The 13,810-nt window shown below is 62.4% G+C and carries 18 protein-coding genes and 1 other RNA gene; 6 read left to right on the forward strand and 13 right to left on the reverse strand.

The genetic code is table 11. From position 1 onward, the window contains the following. Both LK540_RS24980 and LK540_RS24985 read right to left on the reverse strand, forming a co-directional pair. A partial coding sequence (locus tag LK540_RS24980; protein ID WP_229440110.1) for a sulfite exporter TauE/SafE family protein occupies positions 1-437 on the reverse strand: 437 nt, incomplete at its 3' end. 31 nt (positions 438-468) lie between these two features. Next, complete coding sequence (locus LK540_RS24985) at positions 469-1,308, reverse strand: YdcF family protein (RefSeq protein WP_229440111.1); 840 nt, start codon at positions 1,306-1,308, stop codon at positions 469-471. 154 nt (positions 1,309-1,462) lie between these two features. Here LK540_RS24985 and LK540_RS24990 point away from each other — a divergent pair, with 154 nt between their 5' ends. Further along, entirely contained in the window at positions 1,463-1,828 is a 366-nt protein-coding gene (locus tag LK540_RS24990; RefSeq protein WP_229440112.1) for a hypothetical protein, read from the forward strand. 52 nt (positions 1,829-1,880) lie between these two features. Here the strand turns inward: LK540_RS24990 and LK540_RS24995 are convergent, their stop codons facing one another. Genes LK540_RS24995 through LK540_RS25005 form a run of 3 tightly spaced genes read right to left on the reverse strand, consistent with a single transcriptional unit; the run spans position 1,881 to position 2,948 of the window. After that, complete coding sequence (locus LK540_RS24995) at positions 1,881-2,228, reverse strand: rhodanese-like domain-containing protein (protein WP_229440113.1); 348 nt, start codon at positions 2,226-2,228, stop codon at positions 1,881-1,883. A gap of 10 nt (positions 2,229-2,238) precedes the next feature. Then, positions 2,239-2,637 (reverse strand): hypothetical protein, encoded by a 399-nt coding sequence (locus tag LK540_RS25000; protein ID WP_229440114.1) that lies wholly within the window; start codon positions 2,635-2,637, stop codon positions 2,239-2,241. Then, on the reverse strand, positions 2,634-2,948 hold the full coding sequence (locus LK540_RS25005; protein WP_229440115.1) for an autorepressor SdpR family transcription factor: 315 nt from the start codon (positions 2,946-2,948) through the stop codon (positions 2,634-2,636). The genes LK540_RS25000 and LK540_RS25005 overlap by 4 nt, the downstream gene beginning before the upstream one ends. Before the next feature lie 238 nt (positions 2,949-3,186). Between LK540_RS25005 and LK540_RS25010 the strand changes: the two genes are divergently transcribed. After that, positions 3,187-4,230 carry a S41 family peptidase gene (locus tag LK540_RS25010; RefSeq protein WP_229440116.1) on the forward strand — a complete coding sequence of 348 codons (1,044 nt, stop codon included), beginning with the start codon at positions 3,187-3,189 and terminating at the stop codon, positions 4,228-4,230. A gap of 39 nt (positions 4,231-4,269) precedes the next feature. On the opposite strand, the gene LK540_RS25015 is transcribed toward LK540_RS25010, so the two are convergent. The 6 genes from LK540_RS25015 to LK540_RS25040 all read right to left on the reverse strand — a co-directional run bounded on the left by LK540_RS25015 (position 4,270) and on the right by LK540_RS25040 (position 7,067). Continuing rightward, positions 4,270-4,581 (reverse strand): antibiotic biosynthesis monooxygenase, encoded by a 312-nt coding sequence (locus LK540_RS25015; protein WP_229440117.1) that lies wholly within the window; start codon positions 4,579-4,581, stop codon positions 4,270-4,272. Between the two features lie 77 nt (positions 4,582-4,658). Beyond that, positions 4,659-5,120 (reverse strand): EVE domain-containing protein, encoded by a 462-nt coding sequence (locus tag LK540_RS25020; RefSeq protein ID WP_229440118.1) that lies wholly within the window; start codon positions 5,118-5,120, stop codon positions 4,659-4,661. A 97-nt stretch (positions 5,121-5,217) separates the two neighbouring features. Then, positions 5,218-5,399, reverse strand: a non-coding RNA gene (gene ssrS / locus LK540_RS25025) — 6S RNA. 46 nt (positions 5,400-5,445) lie between these two features. Then, positions 5,446-5,757, reverse strand: coding sequence for a cell division protein ZapA (locus LK540_RS25030; protein WP_192049165.1), 312 nt, complete (start codon positions 5,755-5,757; stop codon positions 5,446-5,448). Beyond that, positions 5,754-6,002: a hypothetical protein gene (locus LK540_RS25035; protein ID WP_229440119.1), complete on the reverse strand. Its 249-nt coding sequence runs from the start codon at positions 6,000-6,002 to the stop codon at positions 5,754-5,756. The genes LK540_RS25030 and LK540_RS25035 overlap by 4 nt, the downstream gene beginning before the upstream one ends. A gap of 54 nt (positions 6,003-6,056) precedes the next feature. After that, positions 6,057-7,067, reverse strand: coding sequence for a lysozyme inhibitor LprI family protein (locus LK540_RS25040; protein WP_229440120.1), 1,011 nt, complete (start codon positions 7,065-7,067; stop codon positions 6,057-6,059). 420 nt (positions 7,068-7,487) lie between these two features. On the opposite strand from LK540_RS25040, the gene groES reads away from it, so the two are divergent. The 3 genes from groES to LK540_RS25055 all read left to right on the forward strand — a co-directional run bounded on the left by groES (position 7,488) and on the right by LK540_RS25055 (position 9,997). After that, positions 7,488-7,778: a co-chaperone GroES gene (gene groES / locus LK540_RS25045; protein WP_229440121.1), complete on the forward strand. Its 291-nt coding sequence runs from the start codon at positions 7,488-7,490 to the stop codon at positions 7,776-7,778. A 42-nt stretch (positions 7,779-7,820) separates the two neighbouring features. Then, the gene (groL, locus tag LK540_RS25050) at positions 7,821-9,467 is read left to right on the forward strand and encodes a chaperonin GroEL (RefSeq protein WP_229440122.1); all 1,647 of its coding nucleotides are present in this window, start codon (positions 7,821-7,823) and stop codon (positions 9,465-9,467) included. Between the two features lie 92 nt (positions 9,468-9,559). Beyond that, positions 9,560-9,997 carry a hypothetical protein gene (locus tag LK540_RS25055; protein WP_229440123.1) on the forward strand — a complete coding sequence of 146 codons (438 nt, stop codon included), beginning with the start codon at positions 9,560-9,562 and terminating at the stop codon, positions 9,995-9,997. A gap of 38 nt (positions 9,998-10,035) precedes the next feature. Here LK540_RS25055 and LK540_RS25060 read toward each other — a convergent pair whose 3' ends face one another. After that, positions 10,036-10,416: a DUF5329 domain-containing protein gene (locus tag LK540_RS25060; protein WP_229440124.1), complete on the reverse strand. Its 381-nt coding sequence runs from the start codon at positions 10,414-10,416 to the stop codon at positions 10,036-10,038. Between the two features lie 364 nt (positions 10,417-10,780). Between LK540_RS25060 and LK540_RS25065 the strand changes: the two genes are divergently transcribed. Further along, positions 10,781-11,881: an NAD(P)-dependent alcohol dehydrogenase gene (locus LK540_RS25065; protein WP_229440125.1), complete on the forward strand. Its 1,101-nt coding sequence runs from the start codon at positions 10,781-10,783 to the stop codon at positions 11,879-11,881. A 34-nt stretch (positions 11,882-11,915) separates the two neighbouring features. Here LK540_RS25065 and LK540_RS25070 read toward each other — a convergent pair whose 3' ends face one another. Next, entirely contained in the window at positions 11,916-13,535 is a 1,620-nt protein-coding gene (locus LK540_RS25070; protein ID WP_229440126.1) for a methyl-accepting chemotaxis protein, read from the reverse strand. Positions 13,536-13,810 lie beyond the last annotated feature (275 nt).

Raw genomic sequence — 13,810 nt, forward strand, 5'->3', positions numbered from 1 at the left:
CCCGCCGCGAACATGCCCGGCGCCTTTGGTAAGTCGCGCGCGGCCGCCGGCTTTTTGTTGACCAGCATTTGCGTGGCCGAGAACGCGACAAAGACGCCGAAGAACACAGACAAGGTCGCCGTGTTCATCTGCTTGCCGATCCACGGCCCGACCGTCGAGCCGATCAGGATACCCGGCGCCAGCAACTTCACGATGCGCCAGACCACCGCGCCATGCTTGTGGTGCGCGCGCACCGAGGACAGCGAGGTGAACATGATGGTGCCGAGCGAGGTGGCGATCGCCATGTGCACCACCAGCTCGTCGGGCACCCCGCGCGCCGTCAGGATCATGGTCATGAACGGCACCAGGATCATGCCGCCGCCAACGCCCAGCAGGCCGGCGGCGAAACCGCCGAAGCAGCCCATGGCCAGCAGGGCCAGGATGATCAACGGGTCCATCGCACCTCCCCAGGAATTGGCATGGTCGTCCTCATGCGCCGTAGCATTTCGCGTCGATGGCCGCATCCTTGCCGCCCGCACGCAGGCGGTACCAGATGCTGCCCATCCATTCATACAAGGCATAGCGCGACCGGCGCATGCCCTCGGCACCAGGCACCCAGGAACTCGCACCCTGCGCCTGCTTGCTGAAGAACATGGTCGGCGCATTCACCACATCCAGTCCGGCACGCTCGAAGGCGGCGCACGAGCGCGGCATGTGCATCGCATCGGTCACGAGCAGGATGCGCTTGATGCCGCCGGCACGCAGCAGCGCGGCGCTGTCAGACGCGTTTTCGTTGGTGTCGCGCGAATGCCGTTCGATCCATTGCACCGGCACGCCGAAGTCCTCGCGCAGCGCCGTGGCCATGGCGTCGGCTTTGACATAAGCGCGGTCGTGCGCAGGCGGATCGATGCCGCTGGCGCCGTTGCCGCCGCTGACCAGCAGCGGCAGCCCGGTGCGCCGCTGCAAATGCGCCGCATAGCGCACGCGCGCCAGGGCGATGTAGTCGGGAATGTCGCGGTCGCCGTATTCGGGGGCACGCTGCAGCCGCCCGGAGGCGAGCACGACGATGGCCTGCGCGCCGGCCGCTTCCGGCGCCCGCAGCGGCTGGCTCATCGCCTCCAGCGGCGCCACCAGCAGGCGCGCGCCGCCAGTGGTGGAGAGGAAGGCCAGCAGCGCCAGGCTGGCGCCGGCGAGGATGTTACCGGCACGCGGCCAGCGGCGCCGAATCAGGAGACCGATGACGATCAGCAGGAACAGGTTGGCGGGTGGAAGGATCCAGTCGCGCGGAATGAGGTTGATCAGGTCGAGCAAGGGTTGCAATGTCGTCAAGTTTTCAGCCATGGCGCATGACCGCGCCGAACGGAGCACATCAGCGTGTTCCCAGCAGTATCTTCACACTATACTGCCTGTTGCGTTTTCATTATTTATTTCAGGAGGAAACATGTTGGTCCGTACTTTGTTCGCACGCGCAGCCGCAACTGCCATGCTGCTGCTGGCCATGTCGCCGGCAGCGCAGGCACAACAGCAGACTTACCATGACATGTGCGTAAGGGCGGCCGACATGCCGGCGGCCTACGGCGGCGAATCCGACCTGAAAGGCAATCCCAAGTATCCGGCGTATTGCGATTGCTTTATCGAGAAATTCAGCGCGCGTGCGCAAAAGGCCGCGCTGTACATGCAGGCCAACCCCGGCAAGGCGCCGCCGGGAACCGCGGAGGAAGTCGCCGCCCAGGAGCTGGCCATGCGCAACAGCTGCCGCAAGCAGCTCGGCTTGCCGGCAGCGCTGGACCCGAACAAGGCGGGCGCGCCCGCGGCAGTTCAGCAGGTCCCCGGGCTGAAGCGCAAATAAACGGCTGGCTCAGGCCGCACGGGCGCTCTGCCCGGCGGTGTGATCCGCATCGTCAGCCGCCGCTGTCGACCGGCAGGCTGGCGCCGACCCAGCCGGTAATGCCGGCCGACATCACGCGCACGTCCGCATAGCCCAGCTTTTCCGCCTTGCGCGCCGCCTGCGGCGCCTTGCGGCACAGCGGATTCGAGCAGTAGAACACCAGCGGCGCGGCGCGGTCCGCCGGCAGCATGGCTGCCTCGATATCCGGCGGCAGGTTGATCGCACCCGGCACGCGCGCTTTCAGCCAGGAGTGGCGCGCATTCACGTCGACCACGGTCGGCGCGCCCTGCCCGCTGTGCTCCTGCAGAGCATGCAACTCGCGCGGCGCAATCGACTTCAAGCCCATCAGCATCGCAAACATGGCCGTCTCCTTAACCGCGTGCAGCAGGCGAACCCACGCCGTAGCAGCGCAGGACCGCCGCCAGCAACGACACGCCCAGCAGGCTGCCGCCGACCAGGTGCATCTCGCCCAGCGGTGCGAACAGCGCGGCGAGCATGTAGTTGATGCCGCCCAGAACCAGGCTCCAGCCGGCGAAGCGGCGTGCGGCCTGTTCGCGTTCGGGCGAGCAGCGCAGTTGCGCCAGCGCCGTCAGCGATTTCGGAATGGCGTTGGCGTAGATCACCACCACCGCACCCAGCAAGGCAGCCACGAGTCGCTGCTTCAGCTCGTCGCTGATGTGCTCGGGCGCGGCCCAGGCCAGCGCCCCCGATACGGCAAGAATCAGCGCCGCGCCAAGCAGCGGCCGGCCAAACGATGCAGCAGATTTCATGGTGTCTCCTGTTTCGATTCCGTTGTGGGATGGCCGTCTTCCGGCCGGGTGACCTGCAAACCAAACGTTTGCGCAAACGCCAGCAGCGCCTCCTCGAGCACGGACAGCTTGAGGCGATAGGTGATGTTGCGCCCTTCTTTTTCGGCGTCGATCAGGCCGGCATTGACGAGTACCGCGAAGTGCGCCGACATGGTGGGCTTGGAGACGTCGAACATGTCCGCGAGTTCGCCCGCGCCGATGGGGCCCTGCTGCAGCAATTGCAGGACTTTGCGGCGGGTCGGGTCAGACAAGGCTTTGAATACAGTGCTCATGGTTTGATTGTTAGCCAATCATCGAATTATTGCAAGAAAATATTTATGATGTTGCATGTCGGCGACGCCGCTTGGCTGACACCACTTCGCGCGATACCTTATAGAGGTAGCATAAATTGCTATTAGATAGTAATTATTATGCTATTCTTGTTTCGCTTCATTGCCTTATTGATGACGTTTCCGTTTTTGATTTGCCCACCAAATATCAAAACCCGCGTGCTGGATTCAAAGGAAAAAGATGAACAAGACATGGATGGTCATACCCGCTGTGCTGATGCTGGCGATGACAGGCGCAATCGCCACCCCCCCACCGGCAGTGGAATTGAATCGCGCCGCCACATCGGAAGTCGTCGATACACTGGTTGCCAAGCTCAATACCCACTATGTTTTTCCAGACAAAGCCAAACAAGCCGAGGCGGTGCTGCGCCAGCACCAGCGCGAAGGCAAGTACGATGGGATCATGGACGGAAAACAGCTGGCGAAACAACTGTCGGATGACATCAAGGCCGTTGTCGACGACAAGCACATGTCGGTCGACTTCAGCGCCCGCCCGGTGCCGCTTGACGAAACGATGCCACCACCACCCAAGACGCGGGCAGAGTGGGAAAAACAGGTGCCGCCTGCGGTGCTCGAACGGGTCCGTACGTCCAACCTTGGCATTGAAAAGGTCGATCGCCTGAGCCCGAATATCGGCTACCTGCAGATTTCCATGTTCGGTCCGGTTTTCCTCGTCTCCGACAAGCTCGCCTCGGCGATGAATGCACTCGCCGACACCGATGGCCTCATTGTCGATCTGCGCAATAACGGCGGCGGCGGCGGAGATTCGGTGGCGCTGCTGATCAGCTATTTTGTCGACGAGCGCACTCGCCTCAACGATACTTGGGAGCGTGTCACCAACGTCACCACGCAGTACTGGACACAGGATCAGCTCGACGGCAAACGTTATGGCGGCAAGAAGCCGGTCTACATCCTGACAGACGCGAATACGAAGTCCGCCGCCGAAGCATTCGTGTACACGATGCAGGCGCTGAAACGCGCCACGGTCATCGGCGAGCGGACCTGGGGCGGCGCCCATGCCGCGCGCCCTTATCGCCTGGGCGAACATTTTTATGCCGTGATCCCCAGCCGGCGCACGATCAGCCCCATAACCGGTACCAACTGGGAGGGCACGGGCGTCATACCGGATGTTGCAGCGACGCCGGACAACGCGCTTGCCGTAGCCAAGGACCAGTTGCAGCGTCGACTTGGTGGAAGCGCCGCGCCTGGCACCGCGGGACAGTGACAGAAATCCTTGCGTCTGTGAATGCGCTCGCCTGCTCGCCTAGTCGGGAGTCGGCGATATCAGCAGGTCGGCAACGACCTCACCCCGAAGCGGGCCATCGACCAGTTCGGCGCATTCACGCATTCGATGTCGCAGTTCGATCATGCGTGCAGTCGGTTCGGGCTGTGTCGCCCAGACGTGTTCGGACGGCCACTGGGCATATGCAAAATAATGGCCGTCGGCGCACCGATGCAGGCGCGACCCCAAACCACCTTGCTTATCGCGTATCAATGCGGTGAGTTCCAGCCAGGCGTGTTCGAAGTCTGTTTCACGGCCAAGCGCCACTTTCCATCTGAAGTGAATCGCGTGCATAGCATCTTGTCGGGTTGTGACCGATCTCGGGCTTTTCAAGAGGCCGATTTTGGTTGATTAGCGGAAGGTACAGAGATTCAAACGCGAATCAAATCGAGGATGGCCTTCCACTGCCCCGGCGTGACCGGCGAAATGGACAGGCGGCTGCCTTTTTGCAGCAAAACCATGTCTTCCAATTCGGGAACCGTGCGCATTTCCGAGAGCGGCAGATAACGCCCCTGCTCTTTTGCTTTCACGTCGACCGAAATCCAGCGCGGTTGTTCCGGCGTGGCTTTCGGATCGAAGTAATGGCCGTCGCGATCGAACTGGGAAGCATCGGGATAAGGCCCGCTCGCCACTTCGGCGATGCCGGCGACGCCGGGCACCGCGCAGCTGGAGTGATAAAACAGGATGCCGTCGCCAATCTGCATCGCGTCGCGCATGAAATTGCGGGCCTGGTAATTGCGCACCCCGAACCAGGCGACGGTTTGCCCCGGCGCTGCAAGAACGTCGTCGAAACTGACTTCATCCGGCTCGGATTTCATCAACCAGTAGCGCATCTGCCTAACTCCCACACATAAAAAAGCACGCATCAGAAAAGCGTGCGCGCATGAAAAAAACGGCTGCAAGCGCAATGCTCGCAACCGTCTTTTGGAATATAGCCCCGCCTGTGCCGTCCATGCCGGCATCCCAGAACCTGACGGCTCAAGGTGGTCGCAGTTAGCGCAATTTCGGGTTCGTCGAACTAGCGACGCTCACGCCCATCGCACATAATCCCGCAACCTATGCATACAAATGGTTCAAGGAATATATGGCAATCTCGAACACCGCAGGGTGCCTCGCAGTTTACTCGCTTGAAGCGGGATGTCAAACGTATTTGGACCGTTACGGTAAATTTTCTTGCGGCGCCAGGGCCTGGTCGAGCACGCTGTGCATGACTTCCAGCTTTTGTTTCACTTCTAGCATTGTCATATCGGAAAGTGGACCTTGCGGCGACTTGACCGACAGGAATTCGGCGGCAACGCTGAGCGCGGCCATGACGGCGATGCGGTCGTTGCCCTTCACCTTGCCGGAGTCGCGCAGTGCGGTCATCTTGCCGTCGAGGTAACGCACGGCGTCGCGCAGCGTGGCCTGCTCGCCTTCCTTGCAGGCCAGGCGGTAGGGCTGGCCCATGATCGTGACATCGAGATAAATCATCGGGTGGCCTCGGCGTTGGTGGAGTCGTCCCCGTCTTCCTCGGCTTCTCCTGCCGGCGCCGGCAATTGCTCGAGCACGGCTTCGACGCGGCGCTGGGCTTCGACCAGGCGCTCGATGAGCGCCGTGTTCACTTCATTCAGCAGCACGTTGGTCTGGCGCAGTTGCGCATTTTCGCTGCGCAGCGATCCGACCAGCGCAGCGAGGCGCTCGATCTTGTCGGATAGGTCTTGGAATTCGGAAATCATTCGTAACTATAGGTCTGATAAGGTTTGACAGTCAACAAGAGAGCGTGGCAGTTGCTAGCTCAGCTCTTCCAGGAGTGCCTTCAGCATGGCCGTGCGCTGCTGGGTGAAGTGGGCGCGCCAGGCGTGCGCCGGGACAGCAGGATACCTGAGCTTGCCGAATTCCACCCACGCGTCGCGGTAAACCAGCCAGATGCGCTGGGTCGCCTGGATGTCCGCCATCTTGATGGTCGTGTATTCCTGGGCCGGCAGGCGCCGCAACTGCCCGTAAACCGTATTCAGTTCGCGATCGAGCGCCTGGTCCTGGGCCGCACTGAAACGCGGCAGCTTGCCGCGCTCGAAAGCTTGCAGTGCAGTGAGGAAGGCATCCTTCTGGGCGTCTTCTTCCTGGGCGACCAGCATCCCGCGTGCCGTGCCGCCGAGGTCGACTTCGTTGCCGCCGCGCGCCTCGACGAAGCGCGACAGGCTGTTCAGCAGACGCGAGAACGCGGCCTGCTCGTTCGGCTTGAACTTCGCGGCAATCGCCGCCAGCGTTTGTTCGCGCTTGACGTCGCCCTGGGCCGCATCCAGCGAGGCGCAATACCCCATCATCATGCCGCTGGTGATGTCGTCGCAAAAGTCGATGGGCTTGCCCGCTTCGCGCTTGCCGGGCGCCAGCGCGTCCAGGTAGGCCAGGCGCCCGCTCAGCTCGGCCGGTGCGCCGCCGGCCGCGCAGGCCGCCTTCTTCGCCAAGGCCAGGTTGCGCGCGACGCCCTGCCCGTTCGCGTACAGCATCATCAGCACGCCGGCTTTTTTCGAGAATACGTCATCGTCCTTGTCGGGCGTGAAGGCGCAATGGCGCGCCTTCAGAAAATCGCGCGGCTGGCGGATACCGTAGTACAGGGCCGGCGCGTCGCAGCTTGCCAGCGCCGCCTGCTGCGCGGCGTTCGGGCGGTCCGCCTCCGGGTAGGCCGGCTTGTCGAGCGCGGCGCACTGGGCGTCAAGCGATGGCCCGGCGGCGTGGACGGCGCCGGCGGCAATCGTGGCAATCGCGGTGGCAAGCAGGAGGCAGGAAAGGTGTCGACGCACAGGCAACTCTCGGAAACACGCGGCAGGGCATGGATTGCATGAATTGTAAGCTCATCCGCTGAAGTCCACCGTTCGGCTGCCGTCAAGGTGCGGTTCGGTCGAGTTTGATCTATGTCATTACCAGCCAAGAGTGCGGCGAGTGGCGCCGAATCAATGCTAACCTCCGCGTTTATGTTTTTCGCCACACCTTCGCTTGACTGCTGAATGCAGCATGACGTCTGGGCAGTTTGATCCGGATCAACCAAGCACAGCCAAATTCACAACACGGCAACTTGAAATGCCGAATTATCGTCCCTATAATTAGCACTCGTTAGTTGAGAGTGCTAACAACTCTTTCCCGCTGCAGCGTCAATACAAATCGGCGATGCGGCAACCAACGCAGATTAACAGCTAGTCCACACACTGAATAAGGAGTTTTGCATGAACCTTCGCCCACTGCACGATCGCGTAATCGTGAAGCGTCTCGACCAGGAAACCAAGACCGCCTCGGGTCTGATCATCCCTGATGCTGCGGCTGAAAAGCCAGACCAGGGCGAGATCCTGGCTGTCGGCGCCGGCAAGGTCCAGGACAACGGCCAGCTGCGCGCACTGGAAGTCAAGGTCGGCGACCGCGTTCTGTTCGGCAAGTACTCGGGCCAGGCCGTCAAGGTCGATGGCCAGGAACTGCTGGTCATGCGTGAAGAAGACATCATGGCCGTCCTGGTCTCGTAATCCTCCCACAAAACATCTACCGCATAATCGGAGAAACAGAAAATGGCAGCTAAAGAAGTAGTATTCGGCGACGCAGCGCGCGCCAAGATGGTTGAAGGCGTCAACATCCTCGCCAACGCAGTCAAGGTCACCCTGGGCCCGAAAGGCCGCAACGTCGTGCTGGACCGTTCGTTCGGCGCCCCAACCGTCACCAAGGACGGCGTGTCGGTCGCGAAAGAGATCGAACTGAAAGACAAGCTCATGAACATGGGCGCGCAGATGGTCAAGGAAGTCGCTTCGAAAACCAGCGACAACGCCGGTGACGGCACCACCACCGCGACCGTGCTGGCACAAGCCATCGTGCGCGAAGGCATGAAGTTCGTTGCCGCCGGCATGAACCCGATGGACCTGAAGCGCGGCATCGACAAGGCAGTTGCTGCCACCGTCGAAGAGCTGGCCAAGATCGCCAAGCCATGCACCACCTCGAAAGAAATCGCCCAGGTTGGCGCCATTTCCGCCAACTCGGACTACTCGATCGGCGAGCGCATCGCTGAAGCGATGGAAAAAGTCGGCAAGGAAGGCGTCATCACCGTCGAAGACGGCAAGTCGCTGAACGACGAGCTGGACATCGTCGAAGGTATGCAGTTCGACCGCGGCTACCTGTCGCCTTACTTCATCAACAACCCGGACAAGCAAGTCGCCATCCACGACAATCCGTTCGTCCTGCTGTGCGACAAGAAGATCTCGAACATCCGTGACCTGCTGCCGGTGCTGGAGCAAGTTGCAAAAGCTGGCCGTCCGCTGGTCATCATCGCTGAAGACATCGAAGGCGAAGCGCTGGCGACCCTGGTCGTCAACAACATCCGCGGCATCCTGAAGACCGTTGCAGTGAAAGCCCCAGGCTTCGGCGACCGTCGCAAGGCCATGCTGGAAGACATCGCTGTCCTGACCGGCGGCCAGGTCATCGCCGAAGAAGTCGGCCTGACCCTGGAAAAGGTCACCCTGGCCGAACTGGGCCAAGCCAAGCGCGTCGAAGTCGGCAAGGAAAACACCATCATCATCGACGGTGCGGGTTCGGCTGAAAACATCGAAGCACGCGTCAAGCAAGTGCGTATCCAGATCGAAGAAGCGACCTCGGACTACGACCGCGAGAAACTGCAAGAGCGCGTGGCCAAGCTGGCCGGCGGCGTTGCCGTGATCAAGGTTGGCGCTGCCACCGAAGTCGAAATGAAAGAGAAGAAAGCACGCGTGGAAGACGCGCTGCACGCGACCCGCGCCGCAGTGGAAGAAGGCATCGTGCCAGGCGGCGGCGTCGCCCTGCTGCGTGCCCGCGCCAACCTGCAAGTGACCGGCGACAATCCTGACCAGGAAGCCGGCATCAAGATCGTCCTGCGCGCCATGGAAGAGCCGCTGCGCATGATCGTCCAGAACGCCGGTGAAGAATCGTCGGTCGTGGTCTCGGGCGTCCTGGCTGGCCAGGGCAACTACGGCTACAACGCTGCCAACGGCACCTACGGCGACATGGTCGAAATGGGCGTGCTGGACCCAGCCAAGGTCACCCGCTCGGCCCTGCAGAACGCAGCGTCGATCGCCGGCCTGATGCTGACCACCGACTGCATGGTTTCGGAAATCGTCGAAGACAAGCCAGCCGGCGGCATGGGCGGCATGGGTGGTATGGGCGGCATGGGCGGCATGGACGGCATGATGTAATGCCCCGGCGCCGGTTCGCCGGCGCCATGCTGTTGTATGCTGAAGGCCCGCGGGGTTTGCGCCCTGCGGGCTTTTTGTTTTAGGAGAATAGTTTGGTTACAGTAAATGCAGATGAACTCGAGGACGCGGTCCTGACCGTGTCGGACCCGGACACCCCGGATGAGGGCTGGGTCTGCCTCGACACGGGCGCGGTGTACCTGCGCTCGGACGCGCTGGACGAGGAACTGGCGCCGCTGCCGGAAGACATCGACACGTCGGAGCGCTACGTGCCGGTGCCGCGCGTGGGCAGCCTCGCGCTGGGGCTGGAACTGGTGTTCGATTTCGCCGACGCCGCGCTGCCGGACGACGCGGAACGTGTGCGCGAGATGTTCAAGCGCGCGGGGGGCTACCGCGAATTCAGTGAACTGGTCGAGCAGAAAGGCCTGAGCGGGCACTGGCATGTGTTCCGCGAAGCGCAGACGCGCGCGGTGCTGGGGGCCTGGTGCGAGCAGCATGGCTTGCAGCTGGCAGAGGCGGAACTGCCGAATTGAACGTCTAGCCTGCAGGGTGTGCGCCTTGCAGGCTTTTTTTATTTCGGTGCGCGCTTGCGGAAGCGCTGCAGTTCTTCCTTCAGGTAAGTGGCGCTGGCGACGGGTTTGCCGCTGCCGCATTTCACCTGGTAGGGCTTGCCGCTCATGCTGCTTTCCGTCGCGGCCCGGGCGATGAAGGATTCGGCATCGGTGACCAGCTTGCGTTTGACCAGGTAGTCGTATTTTTGCTGCAGGTGGCTGCGCGCCTCGGCACCGTCGTGCCAGCTGCCGTTGCGGTCGAACTGGCAGCGTGGGGTGGCCACGTAGTCGAGCAGGTGGGCGATTTCGGCCTGGGCGCGGGGGTCGGGGGCGGCGTGGGCGGTGGTGTGCAGTGTGAACGCCAGCAGTATGGCGGCAGTGGATGGTTTTATGAACCTCATGCGTTCTCCTGGTATTGCGGCTGTTGCCTGTTATGTTAGCGGAATGCATGATCCGCGTGGGCACGAGTGCCCACCCTACGGTCACCGTTACCGGCGAGATCAAACATAAACCGGTGGCGCTAACAGCAAGATCATACGAAACACGGATACGCAACGTGTCCCGTACGGTGGGCACTCGTGCCCACGCGGATCAAACACACCACTAGCGGCACAGGCAACAGCCCCATTAACGCCGGAACACCCTCACGAATCATCCCCACAAACCTCACCAAACCACCGCGATCGCCCCGTCTGCGCGCAATCTAACAGACGCATCCATGCATGCGGCCTATCGTCTCCAATCACCTTTCCCACCGGAGCGAACATGATCAAGGTAACTGGCTACGCGGCCAAGCACTCTTTCAGCCGCCTGAAACCCTACGAATTCGAACGCGACGACCCCGCCGCCCACGAGGTCGAAATCGACGTCCTGTACTGCGGCGTCTGCCACTCGGACATCCACCAGGTCAAGAACGAATGGTCGAACACGGTCTACCCCTGCGTGCCCGGCCACGAGATCGTCGGCCGCGTCACCCGCGTCGGCCCCGCCGTTAAGCGCCATGCGGTCGGCGACCTGGTGGGCGTGGGCTGCATGATCGACAGCTGCGGCCAGTGCGAAGCCTGCAAGGAAGGCGACCAGAACTATTGCGGCAGCCCGAACAGCTGGCTGGCCACCTACAACGGCCCGATGAAGCCGAAGGCGAAAGCCGGCGGCGAGAACATCTACGGCCGCGACAACACCTTCGGCGGCTACTCGAACATCGTGGTCGTAAAGGAAGATTTCGTGCTGAAGATTCCGGCGAACCTGCGTCCAGAAGTGGCGGCGCCGATCCTGTGCGCGGGCGTCACCACCTGGTCGCCGATGCGCCGCTGGGGCGTCGAGGCGGGCGACAAGGTCGGCGTGATCGGCATGGGCGGCCTCGGCCACATGGCGGCCAAGCTGGCGAAAGCGCTCGGCGCAGAAGTCACCCTGTTCACGACCACCAAGGACAAGATCGAGGAAGCGCAGAAGCTAGGCTTCAAGGCCGTGCTAGAAAAAGACAAGGACGCCTTCGAGGAACTGGAAGCGAGCTTCGACTTCATCCTCTCGACCGTGCCCGAGAAGCACGACCTGAACCCCTTCACCGCCCTGCTGAAACAGGACGGGGTGCTGTGCGTAGTCGGCGCGCTGGAACCGCTGGCGCCGCTCGACAACATGCAGCTGGCGCAGATGCGCCGTTCGGTGTCGGGCTCGCTGATCGGCAACCTGGCCGAGACCCAGGACGTGCTCGACTTCTGCGCCGAGCACAATATCGGACCGGAGATCGAGATGATCCGCATCCAGGACATCAACGATGCCTACAAAAAGGTCGAGAAGGGCGACGTGCGTTTCCGCTACGTGATCGACATGGCGTCGCTGAAGGAAGAGATCGCAGGGGAAGCCTGATCCCCTGCTGACCCCGTTACTGGTTGATCGGCCCTCAGGCCAGCAGCGGGCGCACCGCCGCGCGCTGGCCGGCGTGCGCACTGCGCACCGGCGCCGGCTGCTCGTGCGCCGTGAGCTTGAACACGCTCACCGCTTCGAGCAGCTGGCCGGCCTGCTCATGCATCGCGTTCGATGCGGCCGCCGCCTGTTCGACCAGGGCGGCGTTCTGCTGGGTCACCTGGTCCATCTGATTGATGGCTTCGTTGATCTGGCCGATGCCGGTGGTCTGCTCGCCGGTGGCGGCGCTGATTTCGCCGATGATGTCGGTCACGCGCTGGACGCTGCCGACGATCTCCGTCATCGTGGCGCCGGCCTGGTCGACCAGGCGCGCGCCGGCGTCGACCCGCGCCACCGAGGCGTCGATCAGTTCCTTGATCTCCTTGGCCGCACCGGCCGAGCGGTGCGCCAGGCTGCGCACTTCGGTGGCCACCACGGCAAAGCCGCGGCCCTGTTCGCCGGCACGCGCCGCTTCCACGGCGGCGTTCAGCGCCAGGATATTCGTCTGGAAGGCGATGCTGTCGATCACGCCGATGATGTCGGCGATCTTCTTCGACGATTCGTTGATCGAGGCCATGGTATCCACCACCTGCGCCACCACCACGCCGCCGCGGCCCGCCACTTCGCTGGCCGAGGTCGCCAGCATGCTGGCCTGGCGCGCATTGTCGGCGTTCTGGGACACGGTCGAATTCAGTTCTTCCATCGAGCTGGCCGTTTCCTCGAGCGAGCTGGCCTGCTGCTCGGTGCGCGAGGACAGGTCCAGGTTACCGGCCGCGATTTCCGACGAAGCCGTGGCGATCGCATGCGAACCGCCGCGGATCTCGGTGACCAGGCCGTGCAGCTTGGCGTTCATGTCGGCCAGGGTGTCCTGCAGCACGCCGATCTCGTCCTTGGCGTAGGTCTCGCTGCGGCTGGTCAGGTCGCCGGCGGCCACGCGGCGCGCCAGGGCGACGGCGGACTGCACCGGACGCGTGATCGAACGGGTCAGCCACCAGGCGCACAGGCTGCCGAAGGCCACGCTCAGCAGGCCCAGCAGCACCATGGTGCGGAAGCTGTCGTTGCGGGTGGTGCGGATTTCGTCGCGCAACTCGTCGACCTGCCTGCGCTGCAGCGCCACCAGGGCCTGGATATTCGCCTGGTAGGCCTGGGCGGCGGGAATATAGACCTTGTCGTGCACCTGCATCGCTTCGTCGCTCTTGCCTTCGCTCTTCAGGCGCACGGCTTCCTGGCGTCCGCCGGCATAACCGTCGCGCAGCGCCATCATCTTCTCGAAGATCGCTTTTTCGTCCGGCGTACTCAAGGATGCCTCGACGTCCTTCAGGTAAGTCGCGGCCTTGGCGTTGGTCTCCTCGATGTTCTTCGCAAAGAAATCGGTGAGCGAGGGATCGCTGCTCTTGATGATGGCCGAGGTCCGGATCACGGCCACGGCGATGTTGCTGGCCCAGTCGCCGATCAGGCGTTCCTTCTTGATTGGCTGGTCCAGCATCCGTTCGGCGGCGGCTGCCACGCTGTTGAGTTTGACGATACTGATCGCCGTGACCAGGATGGACAGGGCCAGCACGACGGCAAAACCGAGCGCGAGGCGATGCCCGATTTTCATATTCGATAAGAATGTCATGGAGTTTCCAGAAAAGCATGACGCGCCGCGGCGCGATGGACGGAAGAATGGCGTACTACACTTGCTCAATTCCATCAATTTTACGGGCAAATCAATTTGTTGGCTTACGGCAACAATTGGTGAGAATTCCTCTCCCCGTAAAATGCACGCACCGGCTATGCCGAATCCGGGTGATTTGTCCGGTATCCACACATCGGCTAGTATGGCCGCAGGTTTTTTGACAAGGTTCGATCATGATTTCACGCGGCCCCCTGACCGCCCTCCCCCGCCTGCTG

Source organism: Massilia sp. IC2-278, assembly GCF_020708045.1.
Lineage (GTDB): Bacteria > Pseudomonadota > Gammaproteobacteria > Burkholderiales > Burkholderiaceae_D > Telluria.